Consider the following 24,263-nt stretch of genomic DNA (forward strand, 5'->3'; position numbering starts at 1 on the left):
GCTCTATACGGCCCATCCCGGCAGCGGGCTGAGGCGGCTGCTGGAACCGGAGGACGGGTCGCATGAGCACGCGGCCGAGCCGCAGCCGCCCTACTGGGCCTATGCCTGGGCGGGCGGCGCAGTGCTGGCGCGCTATGTTCTCGACCGGCCGTCAACCGTTGCGGGCCGGCGCGTGCTCGACCTCGGCGCCGGTTCCGGCCTTGTCGGTATCGCCGCGGCGCGAGCCGGGGCTAGGAAAGTGACCGCGGCGGAGATCGACCGCAACGGCATCGTCGCGCTCCGCCTCAACGCGGAGGCCAACGGCGTCGCCATCATCATAATCGGCGAGGACATCAGCGCCTGTCCGCCGCCGTCGGTCGACATTGTGCTCGCCGGCGACGTTTTCTACGGGCAAGCGGTCGCGCGGCGGATCGTCCCCTTCCTCGACCGCTGCCTTGCCGCGGGCATCGAGGTGCTGGTCGGCGACCCGGGCCGCGCCTGGCTGCCCAGGCGGCGGCTTCGCCTGCTTGGCGAGTATCAGGTGCCTGATGTCGGCGGAAACGGCGGTAGCGCGCCGAAACCGAGCGGGATATTTGCGTTCCTTCCCAGCGAGCCCTGATCAGCCCGCCGGCACACTCATCCGCGCGGCGAGAAAATCCGGCAGGTCGGCGACCGAATCCAGGATGACGTCGGCCATCGGCGACAGCGAGTCACGCGTGCCCGTGCCGGAAAGCACGCCGATCGCCAGGCCGCAGCCGCCGGCGCGCGCCATTTCGAGATCGTGGCGATTGTCGCCGACCATGGCGATCTCGCCAGCCTTCAGTCCCGTCAGATCGCAGAACGCGATGACCGTGTCGGGCGCGGGCTTCGGGTTCGCGACCGCATCATAGCCGAAGGCGGCGTCGAAGAGCTGCGCGACACCGAGCGTGGCGAGCGTCTTCTCGGCGCCGCTGGTGGAATCGTTGGTGGCGACGCCCAGCCGAAAGGATCGCTTGTGCAGCGCCCGCAGCGATTCGACGATACCGGGCAGCGCGACAGCCATCGACGAGCCCTGAACCGAAGTGATCTCGTTGAAGCGGGCGACGGCCAGCATCTGGTCCTCCTCCGACAGGCGCGGGAACCAGAGCTCGACGACGTCCATGTTCGAGCCCGAGGCAAAGATCGAATCGGGCTTGAAGCGCTTGCTGACGAAATCGAAGCCGGCGGCGGCGAGCAACCTGTCGGCTTTCCAGCGATCGCCTTCGGCGGCGTCCATGGCCATGAAGTCGGCAATGCCGAGCCAGGTAGCGTTGAAGTCGACAAGCGTGCCGTCCTTGTCGAACAGAATTCCCTTGATATCCGCCAATCCGTTTACTCCGCGCCACGCAATTGGTGGATATGAGCCACCAATCCGGCAGTCGAGGCGTCGCGTTTTGCGGCAGTCTCCTTGCCTTCCACGACAGGCAGCAGGCCTGTCGCCAGTTCCTTGCCGAGTTCGACACCCCACTGGTCGAACGAGTTGATGTTGAACAGCGTGCCCTCGACGAAGACGCGATGCTCATAGAGCGCGATCAGGCGACCGAGCGTGCGCGGATCAAGCTTGCGGTAGAGGATGGTGAGCGACGGACGGTTGCCCGAAAAGACGCGATGCGGCGCGATGCGATCGACATCGGCGGGCTTCATGCCCTTGGCCAGCATCTGCGCGCGCGCCTCTTCCAGCGTGCGGCCCTTCATGAAGGCTTCCGACTGCGCCAGGCAATTGGCAAGCAAGAGATCGTGGTGGGTCTTCAGCTCGGGCTCGTGGCTGACGGCTGCGGCAAGAAACTCGACCGGGATGAAATCGGTGCCCTGGTGCAAAAGCTGGAAAAAGGCGTGCTGGCCGTTGGTACCGGGCTCGCCCCAGACCAGCGGGCCGGTCGGCGTCGTCACCGGGCCGCCGTCCAGTGTCACGCTCTTGCCGTTCGATTCCATATCGAGCTGCTGCAGATAGGCCGGCAGGCGCGACAGGCGCTGATCGTATGGAATGACGGCGCGGGCCGGGTATTTGCAGACGACGCGGTGCCACCAGCCGATCAGCCCCAGCAAAACAGGCAGGTTCTCCTGCAGGGGGGCCGAGCGGAAATGCTCGTCCATCTCATGCGCGCCGTCGAGGAAGGCGCGGAAATTGCGCAGGCCGATGGCGATCATCACCGGCAGGCCGATGGCGCTCCAGACCGAGTAGCGGCCGCCGACCCAGTCCCAGAAACCGAAGACGCGGTCGGAGGCGATGCCGAACTTGGCCACTAGGTCGAGCGCGGTCGAGACGGCGGCGAAATGCTTGCCGATCGCTTGCTTGCCCAGCGCCTTTTCCACCCATCTGCGCGCCGTCTCGGCATTGGTCATCGTCTCGACAGTGGTGAAGGTCTTGGAGGCGATGATGAACAAAGTCGTCTCGGGAGACAGGCCCTTCAGCGTGTCGTGGATGTGGGCGCCGTCGACATTGGAGACATAATGCGCACGCGGGCCGTCATGGTAGGGAGCGAGCGCCAACGTCACCATCGCCGGGCCAAGATCCGAGCCGCCAATGCCGATATTGACGATGTCGGTGATCTTCTTGCCGGTGGCGCCGGCCGCCTCGCCGGAGCGAATCGCATCAGCGAAGGCGCCCATTGCGTCGAGCACGGCGATCACATCGGCCTTGGTGTCCTGGCCATCGACCACGACGCTCTTGCCGGTCAAATTGCGCAGCGCCGTGTGCAGCACGGCGCGGTTTTCGGTGATGTTGATCTTCTTGCCTTCGAACATCGCGGCGCGTCGACCTTCGAGGTCGGCGGCGCCGGCGAGCGTCTCCAGCATTGCCATCGTGTCGGCGTCGACCGCGCATTTCGACCAGTCGAGCAGAAGATCGCCATCTGTGGCGGAGAATTTCTCGAAGCGCTTGGGATCGGCGGCGAAGGCTTCGCGCATCGTGCCCTTGGCTGCCGCGCGCTGCTCACGCAGGGCGGTGACCTGCTTGTCGAAGGCTGACTGATCCAATGGTGGCTCCTGGCGGGTTTTTAGACCATTTTAACAGGCCCGATGTTTCCGGCGCGTGTCGTCGCGACATTGTATTGAGCCGGATTTCCGTTTCGTTCAAGCGCGGCAGTGACGCACTGCATCACGCTTTTATGATGCCCCGCAACATCCGCTTCTCTGGCGGACGCGCCCCTTTCGTGACCAATGGATCACTGGCATAAATCCCAGCGATCAGAAAAATTGATTGGCGCAACCCCTTGTGCCACCCCTACACTCGACTGGTCCAGCCAAGTGAAAACAGCTGGCCATCCGAGGATGATCTCCCATGCCACAGCGCAATGACACGGCCATATGGTCCGGCCTGTTCCGGATTTCGGCCGAATCCGGACAAACTCTCCAGGCACAGATCCGCCAGGCGATCGTCGCAGCCATCCTCGACCGGCAGATCGCCGCTTCGATGCCGCTGCCATCCTGTCGGATTCTGGCGGAAAAACTGGGCGTTGCCCGCGGCACGGTGGTGCTTGCCTTCCAGCAGCTGGTCGACCAAGGTTTTCTTGTGGCGCGCGAGCGGCGCGGCCACTTCGTCAACCCTGAAGTGCTGGCCACCCCCGCCAAGCCGCACCAGAAGGCGCCCGACCAGCAGAATGAGATCGACTGGAAGGCGCGTCGGCAGATCGCCGCCAGCGACATGCCGCCGCCGGCCAAGCACGACAACTGGATCAAGTCCTCCTACCCGTTCGTCTACGGCCAGTTCGATCCGGCGCTGTTTCCGACCGCGGAATGGCGCGAGTGCAACCGCATGGCGCTCGCGGTGCTGGAGATCCGCAACTGGGCATCCGACATGGTCGACCGGGACGATCCGCTGCTCATCGAGCAGATCCAGGCCCGGCTTTTGCCGCGCCGCGGCATCTTCGCCAATCCGGACGAGATCATCGTGACCCTGGGCGCGCAGAACGCGCTCTATATGCTCGCCTCGCTGTTGATGACCAAGGGCTCGAAGGTGGCAATGGAAGACCCCGGCTATCCGGATGCCCGCTCGATCTTCCGGCTCGCCGGCGCAGATATCCACCCGGTCCCGGTCGACCAGTCGGGCATCGTGACCTCGACGATTCCCAGCGATTCCGGCTTTGTCTTCGTCACGCCCAGCCATCATTGCCCGACGATGGTGCCGTTGTCCGCCGAGCGGCGGCAGGATTTGCTGGCGCGCGCCAACCGCAACAACCAGATCATCATCGAGGACGGCTATGACAGCCAGCTTCTCGACGAGGCGCCGCAGCAGGCGCTGAAGAGCCTCGATCGCTCGGGCCGCGTCATCTATGTCGGCTCGATGTCGAAGACGCTGGCTCCGGGTCTGAGGCTCGGCTACATCGTCGCTTCGGCAGGACTGATTGCCGAGCTTCGCGCGTTGCGCCGCTTCATGCTCAGGCACCCGCCGGCAAACAACCAGCGCGCCGTTGCGCTGTTTTTGTCGCTCGGCCATCACGAGGCGCTGGTGCGCAGGCTCTCCGCCGCCTTCGACGAGCGGCGCAAGCGTCTGGTCCATGCGATTTCCGCTTTCCTGCCAGAATGGCGCTCGACCGACTCGGCGGGAGGCACGTCGTTGTGGCTGGAGGGCCCGCGCGGTACCGATTCACGAGGGCTCGCCGAAGCGGCCGCTTCGCGCAGCGTCATCATCGAACCCGGCGACCGGTTCTTCGACCGCAGCGAAAAGCCCTCGCGTTTCATGCGTTTGGGCATCTCCTCGATCTCGCTGCAGCACATCGAGCCCGGGATCCGGGAGCTCGCCACGGCCGCCGGCCGCAGGCCCGCTGCCGCCTGATCACCACGGACTGCCACATGAAGAGCCGGCGTTTTGCCGGCTCTTTTATTTTGGCGCGCCTCGAGGCTTTAGCATCCTGGCATATTCGACGGGATTGACTGGCTCATAGGCTGTGCCAATGCCGACGGCATAGTCGAGGCACAAAGGGGACGAGGCAGGCCGATGGTGGACCAACCGCCGCGCATCCTGCCCCTGAAAAAGCAAAGGTGGAGTGCTTTCCATGTCAGTGGCTCTTGAGAAGCAGGAAACGACGTCGGACCAGCGTTCGCGGCGGTCCGGCGGGCGCGAAGCGCGCCGCGCGATGCGGGCAGCACCGCTCGCAGACGACATCCGTCCGGTGCGAGCCGGCCTCGAAGGCGGCAGCTACGGGCCATTGAGCCAGAATGACAAGGAACGCATCCATGAAGCGGTGCTGACGCTTCTGGAGACGGTGGGCTTCGCCAACGCCATCCCCTCCTGCATCAAGGCGCTGACCAGGGTCGGGGCGAGCTACGGCGACGACGGCCGCATCCGCCTGCCGCGCGCGCTGGTGCTCGACACGATCAAGAAGGCGGCGCGCCATTTCACGCTCCACGGCCAGGATCCCAAGCACGACATGGTGATCCAGGGCAAACGCGTGCACTACGGCACGGCGGGCGCGGCGGTGCATCTGGTCGATGTCGAGAAGCGCGAATATCGCGAATCGCAGCTGCAGGACATCTATGACGCCGCCCGTCTCGTCGACGGGCTCGACAACATCCATTTCTTCCAGCGCACCATGGTGCCGCGCGATATTCCCGATCCGCTCGAGATGGACTTCAACACGCTCTATGCCTGCGTACTGGGGACATCCAAGCATGTCGGCACCTCGTTCACCGTGCGAGAGAACGTCAAGCCGGCGCTGGAAATGCTCTATGCGATCGCCGGCGGCGAGGAGAATTTCCGGGCGCGGCCTTTCGTGTCGAACTCGAACTGCTTCGTGGTGCCGCCGATGAAATTCGCCGAGGACGCCTGCGGCGTGCTCGAAGCCTGCGTCGAGGGCGGCATTCCGATCCTGCTCTTGTCGGCCGGCCAGGCCGGCGCCACGGCTCCCGCCGCGATTGCCGGCGCCGTCGTGCAGGCGGTGGCCGAAGTGCTGATGGGCCTGGTCTATGTCAACGCCATCAAGCCCGGCCATCCGGCGATTTTCGGCACCTGGCCGTTCGTCTCCGATCTCCGGACCGGCGCCATGTCCGGCGGTTCGGCCGAGCAGGCCGTGTTGACCGCGGCCTGCGCGCAGATGGCTCAATATTACGACCTGCCGGGCGGCTCGGCCGCGGGCATGACGGATTCGAAGCTGCCCGACATCCAGTCCGGCTATGAAAAAGGCATCACCGATGTGATGGCCGGTCTTGCCGGCCTCAACCTCGTCTATGAATCGGCCGGCATGCATGCCTCGCTGCTCGGCTTCTGTCTCGAAAGCCTGATCATCGACAACGACATGCTCGGCCACTGCCTGCGATGCGTGCGCGGCATCGAGGTGACGGACGAGGCGCTGTCGATCGACACGATCGCCGATGTCTGCCTTAAGGGCCCGGGCCACTATCTCGGCAACGAGCAGACTTTGAAGCTGATGCAGACCGAATATTTTTATCCCGCAGTCGGCGATCGCTTCTCGCCCAAGGAATGGAACGAGAAGGGCCGGCCCGACATTTTGCAGCGGGCGATCGCCGAGAAAAAGCGCGTGCTGGCCGAGCGCTTTCCGCGCCATGTGTCGCGGCTCGTCGACGACAAGCTGCGCGCGCGCTTCGGCGAGATGATCAAGCTGCCGCGCAACAAGATGGGCGGCTGATCTTTCCGCTCTCGCAGATCACTCCGCACGCAGCCCATAGCGCTCGATGACTTCGGCGTTGATCAGCTTCGCGTGCAGCGTCAACAGCACGATCTGCGCATCGAGGCTGTCGCCGGCTTCGAGCGCGGCCTCGATGCGGCGCTCGGCTTCCAAAGTGCGCTCCCTGCCATTGGCCCGCTCGAAGGTTTCCGGTCCGGCGACGCAATAGCCGCAGAGTTGCGCCACCGATTGATAAGCCTGAGGCGGCGGCTCCTCGGGCCAATGATCCTTCATCAGGTTGACGATGGTGAGCTTGACGCCCTCAGGCACCAGTGCCGGATGCAAGTCGGCCTTGCGCAAGGCGTCGTCGAGCTGGCGCAAGTCGCCCGAACGGCCGAACATGCCGAGGAAGCCGAGGGAAGAGCGCCGTTTCGCCAAATATAGCCTCCCTCCGTAGGGCCGCCGGGATCGGGCTAATCTGTAGATGCCCCGCGGCCGAAACAAGGGCCATGAGAAAGGGCGGTCCGCCGGAAAGCGGACCGCCCTTCGATTGTCGCCGTGCTCTGAATTCAGTGGTTGTCGCGCGGGACGCCCCTGGTGTGCGCGACATCCTGATATTTCACCGCCGGCTTCAGCACCATGCCGGCGGAGAACTGGTCGACCATGCCGCGCTGGATCTCCTGCCAGGGCGTCTGGTGCTCGGGATAGTCATAGCCGCCATTGCCCTGCAGCGCTGCCCGCCGCCTGGCGATCTCCTCGTCGCCGACAAGGATATTGGCGGTGCCCTTCCTCAGGTCGATGCGGACGCGGTCGCCAGTCTTGAGCAGCGCCAGCCCGCCACCGACCGCTGCCTCCGGCGATGCGTTGAGGATCGATGGCGAACCCGACGTGCCGGACTGGCGGCCATCGCCGATGCAGGCCAGCGAATGGATGCCCTTCTTGATGAGATGGGCCGGCGGCTGCATGTTGACCACCTCGGCGCCGCCCGGATAGCCGACCGGACCGGCGCCGCGCATGAACAGGATCGTGTGCTCGTCGATGCCCTGCGCCGGATCGTCGATGCGGGCGTGGTAATCCTCCGGGCCGTCGAAGACCATGGCGTTGCCTTCGAAAGCCTCCGGATCGTTCGGGTTCGAGAGATAGCGCTCGCGGAATTCGGGCGAGATGCCGCTGGTCTTCATGATGGCGGAATCGAACAGATTGCCCTTGAGGTTGATGAAGCCGGCATTGCTCTTGAGCGGCTTGTCCACGCCGCGGATGACATCGTGATTTTCGTTGACCGCGCCGCGGCAATTGTCGCCGATCGACTTGCCGTTGGCGGTGATCGCGTCGGGGTGCGGCAATAGTCCGCCCTTCAGCAGTTCGGCCACGACGGCCGGCACGCCGCCGGCATGGTGATAGTCCTCGCCGAGATACTCGCCCGTCGGCTGCAGGTTGACGATCAGCGGCACGTTAAGGCCGATGTTCTGCCAGTCGTCATTGTCGAGCGGCACGCCGAGATGGCGGGCGATGGCATTGAGGTGGATCGGCGCGTTGGTCGAGCCGCCGATGGCCGAATTGACGACGATGGCATTCTCGAACGCCTGGCGGGTCATGATGTCCGACGGCTTCAGGTCCTCATGCACCATATCGACGATGCGCTTGCCGGTCTCGTAGGCAATCTGGCCGCGCTCGCGATAGGGCGCGGGGATCGCGGCCGAGCCCGGCAGCTGCATGCCGAGCGCTTCGGCAAGCGAGTTCATGGTGGTGGCGGTACCCATGGTGTTGCAATAGCCGGTCGACGGCGCCGAGGAGGCGACGATGTCCATGAACTCGTCATAATTGATCTCGCCGGCCGACAGCCGCTGGCGCGATTCCCAGACAATGGTGCCGGAGCCGGTGCGCTTGCCCTTATGCCAGCCATTGAGCATCGGGCCGACCGAAAGCGCGATCGCCGGAATGTTGACGGTCGCCGCCGCCATCAAGAGCGCGGGCGTAGTCTTGTCGCAGCCGATGGTCAGCACGACGCCGTCGAGCGGATAGCCGTAGAGCACCTCGACGAGGCTGAGATAGGCGAGGTTGCGGTCGAGCGCCGCCGTCGGCCGCTTGCCGGTCTCCTGGATCGGGTGGCACGGGAACTCGAAGGGGATGCCGCCCATCGAGACAATGCCTTCGCGCACGCGCTTGGCGAGCTCGAGATGGTGCCTGTTGCAGGGCGAGAGATCGGAACCCGTCTGCGCGATGCCGATCAGCGGCTTGCCCGACATCAGCTCGGCGCGGGTCAGTCCGTAATTGAGGTAGCGTTCGAGATAGAGCGCCGTCATGCCCGGGTTGTCGGGATTGTCGAACCACTCCTGCGAGCGAAATTTCTTCTTCTTGGTGGGGGCGCCTGCCATCGTGGTCTCCGTATTTGTATGACAAATCGATATGACAACGCGCCCATGCAGGCAAGAGGCAGACACGCCGCAGACCCGCACTTTGGTGCGATAGACGTAGAAAGGGCCGCGCACTAGGACCAATCGAGCCAGCAATCCGGGAGGTCTTGATGGCCTTGGTGATCGAAGGCGAGGAGCGGATCGCCGCACCCGTCGAGAAAGTGTGGGACGCCCTCAACGACCCGGAAATCCTGAAGGAGGCGATTCCCGGCTGGAAAGGAAATCGGACACCTAGCTGCGGCCCGGCGAATTACTCGAACACGATGCTGGGCACTGCCGCCTCGGCGGCGCCGCGTTCCTCTTGGACCCTGTCCCATACCCTCGCGGCGATATCGCGATAGATCTTCGCCTCGGCGCCGTCCGGCTTGGATGCGACCACCGGGGCGCCGGCGTCCGAGCTTTCGCGGATGCCCATCTCCAGCGGCACCTCGCCAAGGAAGGTGACGCCGAGCCGTTCGGCCTCGCGGCGCGCGCCGCCATGGCCGAAGATGTCGTAGCGCCTGCCGGTGTCGGGCGCGAGGAAATAGCTCATGTTCTCGACGATGCCGAGCAGCGGCACGTCGACTTTCTTGAACATGTTGAGGCCCTTGCGCGCATCGATGAGCGCCAGGTCCTGCGGCGTCGAGACGATGACGGCACCGGCCAGCGGCACCTGCTGGGCCATGGTGAGCTGGGCATCGCCGGTGCCGGGCGGCATATCGACGACCAGCACGTCGAGCGGTCCCCATTCGACCTCGCGCAGCATCTGGGTGAGCGCCGACATGACCATCGGGCCGCGCCAGATCATCGGCGTCTCCTCGTCGACCAGGAAGCCCATCGACATCACCTTGAGGCCGTAATTCTGCATCGGCTTCAGGATCTTGCCGTCGACCGTCTGCGGCCGGCCGTGAATGTTGAGCAGCCTCGGCATTGACGGCCCGTAGATATCGGCATCGAGCACGCCGACGCTTAGCCCATTGGCGGCAAGGCCGAGCGCCAGGTTGACGGCGGTGGTCGATTTGCCGACGCCGCCCTTGCCGGACGCGACCGCGATGATCGCATCGATGCCGGGCACGCCGCGTTTGCCGTGACTGTGAGAAGCCGGCGCCTGCGGGCCAGGACGCTGCGGCGCTGCCTGGGGAGCAGGTCGTGGCGACGCTGCTTGCGAAGCCGGCCGAACCGGCGCCTCCATGCCACCGCCCTTCTTCTCCGCCGTCAGCGCGACGACGGCGTTGGCGACGCCGGGGATCGCCTTGACGACACGCTCGGCGGCGGCGCGCAGCGGCTCCATCTCCTGGGCGCGGGCGGCGGGAACGGTAATCGAGAAAAACACCTTGGAATCGGCGATGAAAATCTCAGATACCAGGCCGAGGTCGACGATGTTGCCGGTGAAGTCCGGTCCATTGACCGTCCTCAGGCGCTCGATGACGGTTTCCTTGGTTACAGCCATGGTCTTTCCTCGGAGTTTGGCGTTCCAGATAGTGCAGTTTCCCGGCAGAACCAAGCCGTGGCGCAATGGCTCGTCCGGCGTGCTCCGGAAAACGACCGGTGGTGTCGGATTTGGCCGAGCGCGTCCCGATCCGCCGATTGCCATGGCCAATCGATCCAGGGGCCCTATCTCGGTTGCCATGAGCGACGGCAACCGGAAAGGAGACTGTCATGCTCGCAAACAGCAACGCAGCGGCCAATGTGGCGGTGAAAGACCTTTCGAGAGCGCAGGGCTTTTACGAAGGAACGCTGGGCCTCAAGCCTGTCGACGACATGGCCGGAGAACTGATCGTCTACAAAAGCGGAGACACGGTCATCAACGTCTATCGTTCAGAATTCGCCGGTACCAACAAGGCGACGGCGTTGACCTGGACGGTCGGCGACCAGATCGGCGCCATTGTCCAGGCCCTGAAGTCGAAGGGCGTCACCTTCGAGCGCTATGAGATGCCCGGGCTGACGGTCGAGGGCGATGTCCATGTCGGCTACGGCATGAAGGTCGCCTGGTTCAAGGACCCGGACGGCAACATACTGTGTCTTGCGGGCGAGTAGATTTCAGCACCAGCTTTGCCTCAGACCGCCAGGCGCGTGACAAAATAGGTCAACGCCGAAATCGCCGCCGTCGCCGGCAGGGTGATCACCCACGCCACGACAATGTTGCCGGCAATGCCCCAGCGCACCGCCGAGACGCGGCGGGCAGCACCCACGCCGATGATGGCGCCGGTGATTGTATGCGTGGTCGAGACCGGGACACCGAGCCAGGTGGCGGCGAACAACGTTATCGCCCCGCCGGTCTCGGCGCAAAAACCCTGCATCGGGTTCAGCCGAGTGATCTTCGATCCCATCGTGTGCACGATGCGCCAGCCGCCGAAGAGCGTGCCCAGCGCCAGTGCCGACTGGCAGGTGATGACCACCCAGAACGGCACGTGGAAGCTCTGGCCGAGCATGCCTTGCGAATAGAGCAGCACGGCGATGATGCCCATGGTCTTCTGCGCGTCATTGCCGCCGTGCCCCAGCGAATAGAGCGAAGCCGAGAAGAACTGCAGGACGCGAAAGCTGTTATCGACCGCGAACGGCGTCTGCCGAACGAACAGCCATGAGACGATGAGGATAAGGACAAGCGCCAGCACGAATCCGGTCGCCGGCGAGAGCACGATCGCCGCGGCCGTCTTGCCGAGCCCGGACCAGACGATGGCCCCCGGGCCGGCCTTGGCGACGCCGGCGCCGACCAACCCGCCGATCAGCGCATGCGAGCTGCTCGACGGAATGCCGGCTATCCAAGTGACGATGTTCCAGACGATGGCTCCGATGAGCGCGGCGAAGATCACTGCGGGGGTCACGATCTCGGCGTCGACGATGCCCTTTCCCACCGTCTCGGCGACATGCAGACCGAAGAACAGGAAGGCGATGAAATTGAAGAAAGCCGCCCAGAACACGGCATAGTGCGGCCTCAGCACGCGGGTGGAGACGATAGTCGCGATCGAGTTGGCGGCATCGTGCAGGCCGTTGAGGAAATCGAAGAACAGCGCCACGGCGACGAGGCCGACCAGCAGGGGAAAGGCGATCGCGGCGTCCATCTGTTAGACGTTCTCGATCGCGATGCCGCTGATCTCGTTAGCGACGTCCTCGAAACGGTCGACCACCTTTTCCAGCTGGCCGTAAATCTCCGAGCCGATCAGGTAGGCCATAGGGTCGCTGCGACCGTGCCGCTTGAACAGGTCCTTCAGGCCCTGCTCGTGCAGGTCGTCGGCGCGGCCCTCAACGCGCATGACTTCTTCGGCGATGGCGTTCAGCCGCGCGGCGTTGGCGCCAACCTTGCCGAGCAGTGGGATGGCCTCTGCTACCAGCCGGGCGGCCTCGACGATGACGCTGCCCATTTCCCGCATCAGCGGATCGAATTCCCTCATCTCGAACAATTTCACCGTCTTGACGGCCTTGTGCATCGTATCGATGGCATCATCCATCGACTGGATCAGATCCTTGATGTCGCCGCGGTCGAAGGGCGTGATGAAGGAGCGCCTGACGGCAAGCAGCACCTCCGCGGTGATCCCGTCCGCTTCGTCCTCCAGATCGACGATCGTCTGGCACCAGCGGTCGATGTCCCGGCCCTGGAGAAGCTGCTCAAGCGCCTCGGCGCCGCCGACCACCGTGCGCGAATGCCGTTCGAACAGTTCGAAGAAGCGATCCTCGCGCGGCAACAGTCTGCGAAACCAACCCAGCATCTGCTCCTCCCTGCTTCCGCCTACCCCACATAGCGCCATGCGCGGCGCGGGAAAACAGATAAGCCGGCTCAAAAATGTGGATGAGATCCTATCGTTCATCCGCCTTGCGAAGCAAAGCGATTTCCCCGACCTTGGGCAGACCGTGGATCGGATGACATGATCGACAAGCTGGAATTCTTCATCGCTTTAGCCAGGGAAGAGCATTTCGGCCGCGCCGCCGAGGTGTGCGGCGTCACCCAGCCGACGCTGTCGGCCGGCATCAAGCAGCTCGAGGAGCAGCTCGGCGTCATGCTGGTGCTGCGCGGCTCGCGTTTCCAGGGTCTGACGCCGGAAGGCAAGCAGGTGCTGGTTTGGGCGCGCCGCATCGTCGGCGATTCAAGGACCATGCGCGAGGAGATGCGGGCGGCGCGCCACGGCCTGTCCGGCCGCATCCGCATCGCCGCCGTTCCGACGGCGCTCGCCATGGTGGCGCGGCTGACGACGCCATTCCGCGACAAGCATCCCGGCGTCACCTTTTCGGTGCTGTCACGGACCTCGATCGAGGTGCTGACGCTGCTCGGCAATCTCGATGTCGATGCCGGCATCACCTATCTCGACAACGAGCCGCTGGGGCGGGTAACCAGCGTGCCGCTCTATGACGAGCGCTACCAGCTGATCACGGCAGTCGGCAACCCCTATTCCGACCGCGACAAAGTGACGTGGGCAGAGATCAGCCAGTTGCCGCTCTGCCTGCTGACGCCGGACATGCAGAACCGCCGCATCATCGACCAGCATCTGGCGGAAGCCGGCGTGCAGGTGCGGCCGACACTGGAATCCAACTCGATGATCGTGCTGTTCTCGCATATCCGGACCGGCAAGTGGTCATCGATCATGCCGCTCAACCTTGCGGAAACATTCGGCTTTTCCGAACCGATCCGGGCCATTCCGATAGTCGATCCGGATGCCAGCCACACGGTCGGGCTGGTGGCGGCGCCGCGCGAGCCGCACACGCCGCTGGTGCAGGCGCTGCTGGACGAGGCAATGGCGCTGGCAGACGATTTCCGTTCCCACCGCTAGGCTAGACAATGCGGGCTCAGCGTTTCTGATAGAAAATTTCTATCAAGCGACGAGACTGCTTTATTGATCTCGGAGGTTTCCTCTGATTTCATAAGGACTTAGCGATATCGCGCCCTGTGCATGTCGTTGCCCCAAAACCGCTCTATATTTTGGGGTGACATATGTGTTGGCGCCACGGCCAGGGAGGGCGCTGCATGCCGATGCAGCCTGCAAGTACCGAGATCGCGTCGCGCATAGCGGCGATCATCGAGGAGTTGAAGGACCTCGAAGGTCCGTTGCTGCCGATTCTCCACGGCATCCAGGAAGAATTCGGCCATGTGCCGCAGGCGGCGCTTCCGGTCATCGCCGACGGGCTGAACCTCTCGCGAGCGGAGGTGCATGGCGTCGTCACCTTCTATCACGATTTCCGCGCCAAGCCGGCCGGCCGGCATGTGCTGAAGCTCTGCCAGGCGGAAGCCTGCCAGTCGATGGGTTCGGAAGCCGTCGCCACCAAGGTCAAGCAACTGCTCGGCATCGATTTTCACGAGACCGCACGCGACGGATCGGTTACACTGGAGCCGGTCTATTGCCTCGGGCTTTGCGCCTGCTCGCCGTCGGCGATGCTCGACGGCGAAGTGATCGGCCGGCTCGACGACGAGAAGATCGAAGAGATCGTCGCGGAGGTGCGTTCATGATCCCGCGCATCTACATCCCTGCCGATTCCGGTGCTCTGGCGCTCGGCGCCGAAAAGGTCGCCAGGGCGATCGAGAAGGAGCTCAAGGAGCGCGGCGTCGAGGCCAAGATCGTGCGCAACGGCTCGCGCGGCGCCTATTTCCTGGAGCCGATGGTCGAGGCTGCGACCGCCGAGGGCCGCGTCGCCTACGGGCCGGTCAAGCCGTCTGACGTGAAAAGCCTGTTCGACAGCGGTTTCCTCAAGGGTGGCCATCACAAGCGCTGGCTGGGTGCGCCAGACAAGATCCCCTTCCTCGCCAAGCAGACGCGGCTGACCTTCGCGCGCTGTGGCGTGATCGACCCGCTGTCGCTCGACAGCTATAAGTCGCATGGCGGTCTGAGAGGCCTGCAGAACGCGGTCGCCATGGCGCCGGCCGAGATCGTGAAACAGGTGACCGAGTCCGGCCTGCGCGGCCGCGGCGGCGCCGGCTTCCCGACCGGCATCAAGTGGAAGACGGTTCTCGATACGAATTCCGAACGCAAGTATATCGTCTGCAACGCCGACGAGGGCGACAGCGCCACCTTTGCCGACCGCATGATCATGGAGGGCGATCCCTTCGTGCTGATCGAAGGGATGGCGATCGCCGGCATCGCCACCGGCGCGACGAAGGGCTTCGTCTATATCCGCTCGGAATATCCGCATGCGGTGGCGACGATGAACAAGGCGGTCGCGATCGCCCGCAAGGCGGGCGTGCTCGGCGTCAATGTGCTGGGCTCGCCCAACGCCTTCGACATGGAAATCCGCGTCGGCGCCGGCGCCTATGTCTGCGGCGAGGAAACCTCGTTGCTCAACAGCTTGGAAGGCAAGCGCGGCGTGGTTCGTGCCAAGCCGCCGCTGCCGGCGATCCAGGGATTGTTCGGCAAGCCGACGGTGATCAACAACGTGATCAGCCTGGCCTCCGTGCCGATCATCATGGACAAGGGCGCCGCCTACTACAAGGATTTCGGCATGGGCCGTTCGCGCGGCACGATCCCGATCCAGATCGCCGGCAACGTCAAGCATGGCGGCCTGTTCGAGACGGCCTTCGGCCTGACGCTGGGCGAAATTGTCGACGAGATCGGCGGCGGCACGGCTTCGGGGCGGCCGGTGAAGGCGGTGCAGGTCGGCGGCCCGCTCGGCGCCTATTTCCCACGCGCGCTTTTCGACACGCCGTTCGATTACGAGGCTTTTGCTGCCAAGGACGGGCTGATCGGCCATGCCGGCATAACCGTGTTCGACGACAGCGCCGACATGATGAAGCAGGCGCGCTTTGCCATGGAATTCTGCGCCATCGAAAGCTGCGGCAAGTGCACGCCGTGCCGCATCGGCTCGACGCGCGGCATGGAGGTTCTGGACAAGGTCGCCGCGGGCATCGAAGCAGAGAAGAACCTCGCTCTGGTCACCGACCTCTGCAACACGATGAAGTTCGGATCGCTCTGCGCGTTGGGCGGCTTCACGCCCTACCCCGTGATGAGCTCGATCACGCATTTCCCCGAAGATTTCAAGCCGGCGCCGACGCGCGTGGCTGCCGAATAGGAGCTGGCAGATGAACATCAAAGCCGACTTCCCGACACTCATCGAAGAGATCGACTACGGAACGCCGGAGTCGAAAGCCGCGAAGCAGGTGACGCTGACCGTCGACGGGCAAACCATCACCGTGCCGGAAGGCACCTCGATCATGCGCGCGGCGATGGAAGGCGGGGTCGAGATCCCGAAGCTCTGCGCCACCGACATGCTGGACTCTTTCGGCTCGTGCCGGGTCTGCCTGGTCGAGATCGAAGGCCGCGGCGGCACGCCGGCATCCTGCACGACGCCGGTCGGCGAGGGCATGGTGGTGCGCACGCAGTCCGAGCGGCTCGATGCCATCCGCCGTGGCGTCATGGAACTCTACGTCTCCGACCACCCGACCGGCTGGAACGAGAAGGCCGGAACCGGCGCCAGCGAGTTCGACGCGGTTGCGGAGTCGGTCGGTCTGACCGAGAACCGCTACGGCGTCGAAGGCCGCAACCACGTCAAGGAAGAAGGCGGCGTGGCGCCCGGCCATGGCTCGCTGGCGGTCGACTACATCGCCCGCGATGAGTCCAACCCCTACTTCACCTATGATCCGGCGCAGTGCATCGTCTGCTCACGCTGCGTGCGCGCCTGCGAAGAGGTGCAGGGCACCTTCGCGCTGACCATCGAGGGCCGCGGCTTCGAGTCCCGCATGGTCGCCGGCATGCATGAGGATTTCATCGCTTCCGAATGCGTGTCCTGCGGCGCCTGCGTGCAGGCCTGCCCGACCGACGCATTGCGCGAGAAGACCGTGCTCGAGAAGGGCATGCCGGAGCGCTCGGCCGTCACGACCTGCGCCTATTGCGGCGTCGGCTGCTCGTTCAAGGCGGAAGTGAAGGGTGACGAAGTCATCCGCATGATGCCCTACAAGGACGGCAAGGCGAACCACGGCCATTCCTGCGTCAAGGGCCGTTTTGCCTATGGCTATGCCACCCACAAGGACCGCATCCTGAAGCCGATGCTACGCGAGAAGATCACCGATCCGTGGCGCGAGGTGAGCTGGGAAGAGGCGATTGCCCACACGGCGAAGGAATTCCGCCGAATCCAGTATCAGTACGGACGCGGCTCGATCGGCGGCATCACCTCCTCGCGTTGCACGAACGAGGAGACCTATCTTGTCCAGAAGCTGGTGCGGCAAGGCTTCCGCAACAACAATGTCGACACCTGCGCGCGCGTCTGCCATTCGCCGACCGGCTACGGCCTCGGCCAAACCTACGGTACCTCGGCCGGCACGCAGGATTTCGACTCGGTCGAATTCACCGACGTCGCCGTCATCATCGGCGCCAATCCCGCTACGGCGCATCCGGTGTTCGCCTCGCGGCTGAAGAAGCGGCTGCGCGAGGGCGCCAAGCTGATCGTGCTCGACCCGCGCCGCACCGAGATGGTGAAGTCGGCGCATGTCGAGGCGGACTATCACCTGCCGCTGAAGCCCGGCACCAACGTCGCGGTGCTGACGGCGCTGGCCCATGTCATCGTCACCGAGGGCCTGTTCGACGAAGCCTTCATCCGCGAGCGCTGCGACTGGGCCGAGTTCCAGGACTGGGCGTCCTTCGTCGCCCTGCCGGAAAACAGCCCCGAGACGGTCGGCAAGCTGTCCGGCGTCGATCCTGAAGCGATCCGGGGTGCCGCGCGCCTGTACGCCAGGGGCGGCAACGGCGCGATCTATTACGGCCTCGGCGTCACCGAGCACAGCCAGGGCTCGACCACGGTGATGGCGATCGCCAACCTCGCCATGGCCACCGGCAATATCGGCCGTCCGGGCGTCGGCGTGAACCCGCTGCGCGGCCAGAACAATGTCCAGGGCTCCTGCGACATGGGTTCCTTCCCGCATGAGCTGCCGGGCTATCGCCATATCTCCGGCGAAGCCGTGCGCGACATCTATGAGAGCCTGTGGGGCGTGAAGCTGGACGAGGAGCCCGGCCTGCGCATCCCCAACATGCTGGATGCCGCCGTCGACGGCTCGTTCAAGGGCATCTACATCCAGGGCGAGGACATCTTGCAGTCCGACCCCGACACCAAGCATGTCGCCGCAGGGCTGGCCGCGATGGAGTGCGTGGTGGTGCACGACCTCTTCCTCAACGAGACGGCGAACTACGCCCATGTCTTCCTGCCGGGCTCGACCTTCCTGGAGAAGGACGGCACCTTCACCAATGCCGAGCGCCGCATCAACATGGTGCGCAAGGTGCTGGAGCCGAAGGCGCGCTACGCCGACTGGGAGGCGACGCAGGAGCTCGCCCGCGCCATTGGGCTCGACTGGAACTACACGCACCCGTCTGAGATCATGGACGAGATCGCCAAGACGACGCCGAGCTTCGCCGGCGTCTCCTTCGAGCTGCTCGACCGTGTCGGATCGGTGCAGTGGCCCTGCAACGAGAAGGCACCGCTCGGCACGCCGATCATGCATGTCGACGGCTTCGTGCGCGGCAAGGGCAAGTTCATCCGCACCGAATATGTCGCGACGGACGAACGGACCGGCCCGCGCTACCCGCTGCTGCTCACCACCGGGCGTATCCTGTCGCAGTACAATGTCGGTGCGCAGACCAGGCGTACCGAAAACGTCGCCTGGCATGCCGAAGATCGGCTGGAGATCCATCCGCACGACGCCGAGAACCGCGGCATCCGCGAGGGCGACTGGGTGCGGCTGGCGAGCCGTTCGGGCGAGACCACGCTGCGCGCGCTGATCACCGACCGCGTGTCGCCCGGCGTCGTCTACACGACCTTCCACCACCCGGACACGCAAGCCAATGTGATCACGACCGACTTCTCGGACTGGGCGACCAATTGTCCGGAATACAAGGTCACCGCCGTGCAGGTGGCGCCATCTAACGGCCCGACCGAGTGGCAGAGGGACTATAACGAGCAGGCCAAGCAGAGCCGCCGCATCGCCCCGCTGGAAGCGGCGGAGTAGTCTTGGCCGCGCGCCGCAAAGCCACGACGCAAATCTCGCGGCTGGCGCGTCGTGCCGGCGGCACGGCGGCTGCGAACCGCATGGTGCCGGAGGAGACGCCGGTCGCGTTCTCCTATGCCGGCACCAGCCATGCGGTGATGATGGCGAGCCCGGCCGATTTCGAGGATTTCGCGCTCGGCTTCTCGCTCACCGAAGGCATCGTTGCCGACCCGGCAGAGATCGAGGCGATCGAAGTCGAGGATCTCGGCGCCGGCATCGACATCCAGATCAAGCTGAAGGACCGGGCCAACACGCGCTTCCAGGCGCGACGGCGCCGGCTTGCCGGGCCGGTCGGCTGCGGCCTGTGCGGCATCGAATCCATCGAGGAAGCGATGCGGTCGGTCGACGCGGTCGGTTCGTCGAAGCTTACGCTCGACGCCGAAGACGTCACGCGTTCGGTCAAGCTGCTGTCGAAGCAGCAGCCGCTGCACACCGAGACCGGGGCGGTGCATGCTGCCGGCTTCTACGTTCCCGGCAAAGGTATCGTGATGGCGCGCGAGGATGTCGGCCGCCACAATGCGTTGGACAAGCTCGCCGGCGCGCTGGCCAAAGCCGGCATCGACGGCGCGAGCGGCGCCGTCGTGGTCACCTCGCGCGTGTCGGTGGAGATGGTGCAGAAAACCGCCGCCATCGGTGCCCCGGTCATCATGGCGGTTTCGGCGCCGACCGCGCTTGCCATCCGCACCGCCGAGTCCGCCGGGATGACGCTGGTGGCGCTGGTGCGCGGCGACGATTTCGATATTTTCACCCACCCCGAACGGGTGGCTTCCGGAGTTGCCAAGCATGTCGCATGACGAGGACCACATCGCCAGCACCAAGGAAAAGCTGGTGCGCATGGCCAATCAGATCGCCACCTTCTTCCATTCGAAGCCGCGCGAGGAAGGCATTGCCGGCGTTGCCGAGCACATCAACAAATTCTGGGAGCCCAGGATGCGGCGGCAGTTCTTCGAGCTGCTGGACGGCGACCCGGAAGATTTCGACGAGCTGGTGATCGCCGCATCCGCCAAGATCAAGCGTCCGCTGACGGCGGAGCAGGCCGACAAGAGCCTCGGTTACAGCAAGCCTGCGGAGGCTGAGGGCGCCATTCCGCATAAGTAGGGCCTCGGGGCCGCATCGGCGCTAAAGGTCTTAGTATTTCCGCTCTCTAAAGTTTCGCTGCCGCAAGCCGGCTGCCTCTGCTATGGTTGAGGACAGGAGATCGTCTGGCCGGGCGGGGTAGTTGCGTGAGGCCGATCGAGACCAGATATGCCCGTAGCGGGGATGTGCGGATCGCCTATCAGGTGGTCGGCCAAGGCTCGTTCGATCTCGTCTTCGTCCCCGGCTTCATCTCCAATCTCGACCTACAATGGGAAGACGAGGGCTACAGCCGCCTGCTGAAGCGGCTTTCGGCTTTTTCACGGCTGATTCTGTTCGACAAACGCGGCACCGGGCTGTCGGACCGCGTGGACAACCATCATTTGCCCGGCCTGGAGACCCGCATGGATGACGTGCGCGCGGTGATGGACGCCGCCGGCAGCGGCCGCGCGGCGATCCTCGGCGCTTCGGAAGGCGCACCGATGGCGATGCTGTTTGCCGCGACCTATCCGGAGCGGACGCGAGCACTCGTGCTCTATGGCGGTTATGCGCATTTCCACAAATGGGTAATGCCGCCGGAGCGCCTGGAAGCCTTCATCGAGGTTGCCGAGACTTGCTGGGGCACCGGCGCGACCTTGCCCAATTTCGCGCCAGGCCGGGTGGATGACACGCATTTCGCCCGGTGGTGGGCACGGTTCGAACGGCTGTCGGCCGGCCCGACGGCCGCGGCAGCCCTTGCCCGCATGAATGCAGACATCGACGTGCGCGGCATTCTGTCCGCGATCAACGCGCCGACGCTGCTGATCCATCGCCGCAATGACGCGCGCGTCGATCCGGAGGCCAGCCGCTTCCTTGCCAGGAAGATTCGCGGCGCCCGGCTTGCTGAGATACCCGGCCGCGACCATCCGATCTGGACCGGGGACGTCGACCGGGTGGCCGACCTGATCGAGGAGTGCCTGACCGGCCAGCCGGCGGTGGCCGACACCGAGCGGGTGCTTGCCGCGCTGCTGGTGACGCGCATCTTCGACACCGCCAAGCTCGGCGACCGCATGTGGAGCGAGCGCAGCCAGCGCTTCCAGGAAGCATGGCGGCTGCTGGTGGGCCGCCATGGTGGGCGGATTGCCGGCACGCATGGCGAATTGATGATCTCTCGTTTCGACGGGCCGGCGCGCGCCATACGCTGCGCAGCGGCGCTGCGCGATGCGGCGCAGCAGATTGGCGTGGCAAGTGGGCAAGGCGTGCATGTCGGCGAGATCGAAATGCGCGGCCAGCCGGTCGGCCTCACGGCGCGGGTGACCATTCAGCTCGCCACCCATGCCGGACCCGGCGACATCCTCGCTTCGCGGTTGGTCGCCGAACTGGCGATAGGCTCCGGCCTGCGTTTCATCGACGCCGGACGTGTCAGTCTCGACGAGCTGAGCGAGCCGCTGCCGGTGGTCCAGGCCACGTCTGAACAACATCTGGAACCGGCCTGCCGCCCCAAGCCCAGGGCCCTGCAGCCAGCAACACTGACGGCCCGGGAAAGCGAGGTGGTGAACCTGATTGCCGACGGCATGAGCAATGCGGCGATCGCCGCCGAGCTGAGGCTCAGCGAGCATACGGTCAAGCGGCACGTCGCCAACATATTGCTCAAGCTGGACCTGCCGTCGCGCGCTGCTGCGGCCGCCTTCTCGGCAAGGCACACTGGCCCGGACGGGCCATGAGTGCCATGGCGCTTTCGGGCGAAGCGAAAGGGGTGTCTCTAGGACTATGAATTCGTCCCATGCAGGCCAAGCGCCGGGTGGACTCGTCACCTTCAAGAAGCAGGCCGACGACCTGTTCGCGGCCGCCACGGCCAATTCGCAATGAGAAATTCCCGGCCCGGCAGTAATTGTCGGGGAGCGCTTCGCACATCTACCGCCCAAGACGATGGGCACATGGAGGATAAAATGCTGACCAAGACAGTGGACGGCGCGGCGATCAAGAAAGCGATCGAGGCCCGTGACGGCAAGATGCTGGCAAGCTTCTACAATGACGATGCGCTGATGCGGGTGATCGACCGCAACAACCCGCCGAGCAAGCCGCGCGAAATCCGCGGCCGCGCGGCGATCAGCACCTTCTGGGACGACATCTGCAGCCGGGCGATGACCCACAAGGTCGACGCCACGATCGCCGAGGGCGACAATCTCGCCTTCACCCAGGCCTGCGCCTATCCGGACGGCACCAAGGTGTTCTGCGCCGCGATGCTCGAATTGAAGAACGGCCGCATCGCGCGGCAGACGGTCGTGCAGGCCTGGGACGAGTAGCTCAAGAACGGATTCATCTGCAAGACAGGGAGGAGAACCAAGATGTTCAGCGCCAGATGGCAGATCGATGCCAAGTTCGGTCACAAGCAGACCGCGCTCGAGCTGATGCGGAAATGGGAGCGCGAGATCGGCTCGCAGGTTGGGCTCGCCGACCTGAAATTCCAGCTCATGACCGGTTCAGTCGGCGCACGCGAAGCGACGATCGAGACCCACCACCAGGTCGAGAGCCTGGCCCAGTTGGAGGAGTTCTTCGCCAAGATCGCCAAGATCGACGCGCACGCCAAATGGGGCAAGGAGCTGGAGCCCTATGTGGTGTCGGGCACCAGCCTGTGGAACATCTACCGCGTCGTCGAGTAGCGGCCTGCGTGGCCGACCTCGCCCGTTGTGGGAGAGGTAGAGGGCTTACCCGTGCGCCACCATCACATGGCGGACGGCGGTGTAGTCCTCCAGCGCGTAGAGCGACATGTCCTTGCCGTAACCGGACTGCTTCAGGCCGCCATGCGGCATCTCGTTGGTGAGCATGAAGTGGGTGTTGATCCAGGTGCAGCCATATTGCAGCCGGGCCGCGGTCGTCATGGCGCGCGAGACGTCCCTGGTCCACACCGACGATGCCAGGCCGTAGTCGCTGTCATTCGCCCACTTCACCGCCTCGTCGACCTCCGAGAAGCGGGTGACCGAGACGACCGGGCCGAACACCTCGCGGCGCACGATCTCGTCTTCCTGCAACGCTCCGGCGACGACCGTCGGCTGGTAGTAGAAGCCGGAGCCCTCGCCCGGCTTGCCGCCGGTGGTGATCTCGATGTGCTTCAATTCCGAAGCGCGCTCGACGAAGCTCGACACGCGGTCGCGCTGGCGGCGCGAGATCAGCGGCCCGATCTCGTTCTCGGTGTCGTCGGGCAGATTGTATTTGATGGTCGACGCCGCCGAGGAGAGATCGGCGACGAGCTTGTCGTAGATCTTCTTGCCGGCATAGATGCGGCAGGCGGCGGTGCAGTCCTGGCCGGCATTGTAGTAGCCGAAGGCGCGCAGACCGTTGACCACCGCGCCGAGATCGGCGTCGTCGAAGACGACGACCGGCGCCTTGCCGCCGAGCTCGAGATGGGTTCGCTTGACCGACTTGGCGGCCGCCTGCAGCACTTTCTTGCCGGTGGCGACGTCGCCGGTGATCGAGATCATGTTGACCTTGGGATGATTGATCAGCGTGTTGCCGACGCTGTCGCCGCGGCCGAGGACGACATTGACGACGCCCTCGGGCAGGATTTCCGACAGGATCCTCGCCAGCTTCAGCGCCGTCAGCGGCGTCTGCTCCGATGGCTTGAAGACGACGGTGTTGCCGCCGCCGATCGCCGGCGCCAGCTTCCAGGCCATCATCATCAGCGGATAGTTCCAGGGCGCGATGGAGGCGACAATGCCGATCGGATCGCGCCGCACCATCGAGGTGTGGCCGGGCAGATACTCGCCCGCGACCTGGCCTGGCATCGAGCGCACCGCGCCGGCGAAGAAGCGGTAGCAATCGACGATCGCCGGGATCTCGTCATTGAGCACGGCGTTGATCGGCTTGCCGCAATTCAGCGCCTCGAGCGCGGCGAACTCATTCGCTTCTGCCTCGATGCGATCGGCGATCTTCAGCAGATAGGTCGAGCGCTGCGCCGGCGTGGTGCGCGACCAATTGACGAACGCTTTTTCGGCGGCACTGACAGCCGCCTCGATCTGCGCCGGACTTGCTTCCGGCAGGTTGAGGATGGTCGCGCCGGTCTTCGGATTGAGGATCGGCTCCTCGATTTCGGTGCCCTTGTCGAATTTCGAGCCGATCAGCATCTGGGTGTCCATGGGGGTTTCTCCCTTCGCAGTAGCGAGTAGCGAGTTGCGTGCAGCGAGTTGCGAATGGCGGGCAGGGTTCGCGATCGATTTTCCCTATTCGCTATTGGCTAATCCCTATTCGCTGTTTTCATTTGCCCGAGCCGGCGATCTGGTCGCCGTCGCGGGTCAGGTAATAGGC

Annotated in this window: 21 protein-coding genes and 1 pseudogene; 14 read left to right on the top strand and 8 right to left on the bottom strand. The window is 64.7% G+C overall.

What is annotated here, in order from left to right:
* Positions 1 to 598 (top strand): 50S ribosomal protein L11 methyltransferase (locus EOA79_RS14805; RefSeq protein ID WP_164893861.1); only part of this gene is annotated, 598 nt, incomplete at its 5' end.
* On the opposite strand, the gene EOA79_RS14810 is transcribed toward EOA79_RS14805, so the two are convergent.
* Together EOA79_RS14810 and pgi are read right to left on the bottom strand one after the other, a co-directional pair.
* On the bottom strand, positions 599 to 1,324 hold the full coding sequence (locus EOA79_RS14810) for an HAD family hydrolase (RefSeq protein WP_095824276.1): 726 nt from the start codon (positions 1,322 to 1,324) through the stop codon (positions 599 to 601).
* A gap of 5 nt (positions 1,325 to 1,329) precedes the next feature.
* Positions 1,330 to 2,973: a glucose-6-phosphate isomerase gene (pgi, locus tag EOA79_RS14815; protein ID WP_095824277.1), complete on the bottom strand. Its 1,644-nt coding sequence runs from the start codon at positions 2,971 to 2,973 to the stop codon at positions 1,330 to 1,332.
* Between the two features lie 304 nt (positions 2,974 to 3,277).
* Here pgi and EOA79_RS14820 point away from each other — a divergent pair, with 304 nt between their 5' ends.
* Both EOA79_RS14820 and EOA79_RS14825 read left to right on the top strand, forming a co-directional pair.
* Positions 3,278 to 4,771, top strand: a complete 1,494-nt coding sequence (locus tag EOA79_RS14820) for a PLP-dependent aminotransferase family protein (RefSeq protein ID WP_095824278.1) — start codon at positions 3,278 to 3,280, stop codon at positions 4,769 to 4,771.
* A 220-nt stretch (positions 4,772 to 4,991) separates the two neighbouring features.
* Positions 4,992 to 6,581, top strand: coding sequence for a trimethylamine methyltransferase family protein (locus EOA79_RS14825; protein ID WP_095799275.1), 1,590 nt, complete (start codon positions 4,992 to 4,994; stop codon positions 6,579 to 6,581).
* An 18-nt stretch (positions 6,582 to 6,599) separates the two neighbouring features.
* On the opposite strand, the gene EOA79_RS14830 is transcribed toward EOA79_RS14825, so the two are convergent.
* Both EOA79_RS14830 and EOA79_RS14835 read right to left on the bottom strand, forming a co-directional pair.
* Complete coding sequence (locus EOA79_RS14830; RefSeq protein WP_095799274.1) at positions 6,600 to 6,998, bottom strand: hypothetical protein; 399 nt, start codon at positions 6,996 to 6,998, stop codon at positions 6,600 to 6,602.
* A 131-nt stretch (positions 6,999 to 7,129) separates the two neighbouring features.
* Entirely contained in the window at positions 7,130 to 8,935 is a 1,806-nt protein-coding gene (locus tag EOA79_RS14835) for an IlvD/Edd family dehydratase (protein ID WP_095782337.1), read from the bottom strand.
* A 149-nt stretch (positions 8,936 to 9,084) separates the two neighbouring features.
* Between EOA79_RS14835 and EOA79_RS14840 the strand changes: the two are divergent.
* Positions 9,085 to 9,186 (top strand): annotated as a pseudogene (locus tag EOA79_RS14840) (SRPBCC domain-containing protein); the annotation flags it as partial.
* Between the two features lie 38 nt (positions 9,187 to 9,224).
* Here EOA79_RS14840 and EOA79_RS14845 read toward each other — a convergent pair.
* Positions 9,225 to 10,403: an Mrp/NBP35 family ATP-binding protein gene (locus tag EOA79_RS14845; protein WP_095799272.1), complete on the bottom strand. Its 1,179-nt coding sequence runs from the start codon at positions 10,401 to 10,403 to the stop codon at positions 9,225 to 9,227.
* A 209-nt stretch (positions 10,404 to 10,612) separates the two neighbouring features.
* Between EOA79_RS14845 and EOA79_RS14850 the strand changes: the two genes are divergently transcribed.
* Entirely contained in the window at positions 10,613 to 10,990 is a 378-nt protein-coding gene (locus EOA79_RS14850) for a VOC family protein (RefSeq protein ID WP_095799271.1), read from the top strand.
* A 20-nt stretch (positions 10,991 to 11,010) separates the two neighbouring features.
* Here the strand turns inward: EOA79_RS14850 and EOA79_RS14855 are convergent, their stop codons facing one another.
* Together EOA79_RS14855 and EOA79_RS14860 are read right to left on the bottom strand one after the other, a co-directional pair.
* A complete protein-coding gene (locus EOA79_RS14855) occupies positions 11,011 to 12,015 on the bottom strand; it encodes an inorganic phosphate transporter (RefSeq protein ID WP_067324384.1) in 1,005 nt (334 codons plus the stop codon).
* A gap of 3 nt (positions 12,016 to 12,018) precedes the next feature.
* A complete protein-coding gene (locus EOA79_RS14860) occupies positions 12,019 to 12,660 on the bottom strand; it encodes a DUF47 domain-containing protein (RefSeq protein ID WP_067003620.1) in 642 nt (213 codons plus the stop codon).
* A 156-nt stretch (positions 12,661 to 12,816) separates the two neighbouring features.
* Between EOA79_RS14860 and EOA79_RS14865 the strand changes: the two genes are divergently transcribed.
* The 9 genes from EOA79_RS14865 to EOA79_RS14905 all read left to right on the top strand — a co-directional run bounded on the left by EOA79_RS14865 (position 12,817) and on the right by EOA79_RS14905 (position 22,621).
* Positions 12,817 to 13,716: a LysR family transcriptional regulator gene (locus EOA79_RS14865; protein WP_067003618.1), complete on the top strand. Its 900-nt coding sequence runs from the start codon at positions 12,817 to 12,819 to the stop codon at positions 13,714 to 13,716.
* 194 nt (positions 13,717 to 13,910) lie between these two features.
* Positions 13,911 to 14,390, top strand: a complete 480-nt coding sequence (locus tag EOA79_RS14870; protein ID WP_067003616.1) for a formate dehydrogenase subunit gamma — start codon at positions 13,911 to 13,913, stop codon at positions 14,388 to 14,390.
* Positions 14,387 to 15,943 carry an NADH-quinone oxidoreductase subunit NuoF gene (locus tag EOA79_RS14875; RefSeq protein WP_095824279.1) on the top strand — a complete coding sequence of 519 codons (1,557 nt, stop codon included), beginning with the start codon at positions 14,387 to 14,389 and terminating at the stop codon, positions 15,941 to 15,943. The genes EOA79_RS14870 and EOA79_RS14875 overlap by 4 nt, the downstream gene beginning before the upstream one ends.
* Before the next feature lie 10 nt (positions 15,944 to 15,953).
* Entirely contained in the window at positions 15,954 to 18,866 is a 2,913-nt protein-coding gene (fdhF, locus tag EOA79_RS14880; protein ID WP_095824280.1) for a formate dehydrogenase subunit alpha, read from the top strand.
* A gap of 2 nt (positions 18,867 to 18,868) precedes the next feature.
* Positions 18,869 to 19,699: a formate dehydrogenase accessory sulfurtransferase FdhD gene (fdhD, locus tag EOA79_RS14885; protein WP_095824281.1), complete on the top strand. Its 831-nt coding sequence runs from the start codon at positions 18,869 to 18,871 to the stop codon at positions 19,697 to 19,699.
* Positions 19,689 to 20,003 (top strand): formate dehydrogenase subunit delta, encoded by a 315-nt coding sequence (locus EOA79_RS14890; protein ID WP_067003609.1) that lies wholly within the window; start codon positions 19,689 to 19,691, stop codon positions 20,001 to 20,003. Before fdhD ends, EOA79_RS14890 begins: the two co-directional genes overlap by 11 nt.
* 125 nt (positions 20,004 to 20,128) lie before the next feature.
* Positions 20,129 to 21,682 (top strand): alpha/beta fold hydrolase, encoded by a 1,554-nt coding sequence (locus EOA79_RS14895; protein WP_095824282.1) that lies wholly within the window; start codon positions 20,129 to 20,131, stop codon positions 21,680 to 21,682.
* A gap of 225 nt (positions 21,683 to 21,907) precedes the next feature.
* Positions 21,908 to 22,264: a nuclear transport factor 2 family protein gene (locus EOA79_RS14900; RefSeq protein ID WP_095824411.1), complete on the top strand. Its 357-nt coding sequence runs from the start codon at positions 21,908 to 21,910 to the stop codon at positions 22,262 to 22,264.
* Positions 22,265 to 22,306: 42 nt separating this feature from the next.
* Positions 22,307 to 22,621 carry a hypothetical protein gene (locus tag EOA79_RS14905; protein WP_095824283.1) on the top strand — a complete coding sequence of 105 codons (315 nt, stop codon included), beginning with the start codon at positions 22,307 to 22,309 and terminating at the stop codon, positions 22,619 to 22,621.
* Positions 22,622 to 22,666: 45 nt separating this feature from the next.
* Here the strand turns inward: EOA79_RS14905 and EOA79_RS14910 are convergent, their stop codons facing one another.
* A complete protein-coding gene (locus tag EOA79_RS14910) occupies positions 22,667 to 24,094 on the bottom strand; it encodes a gamma-aminobutyraldehyde dehydrogenase (protein ID WP_095824284.1) in 1,428 nt (475 codons plus the stop codon).
* Positions 24,095 to 24,263 lie beyond the last annotated feature (169 nt).

Source organism: Mesorhizobium sp. M1A.F.Ca.IN.020.03.2.1 (assembly GCF_004023205.1).
GTDB lineage: Bacteria > Pseudomonadota > Alphaproteobacteria > Rhizobiales > Rhizobiaceae > Mesorhizobium.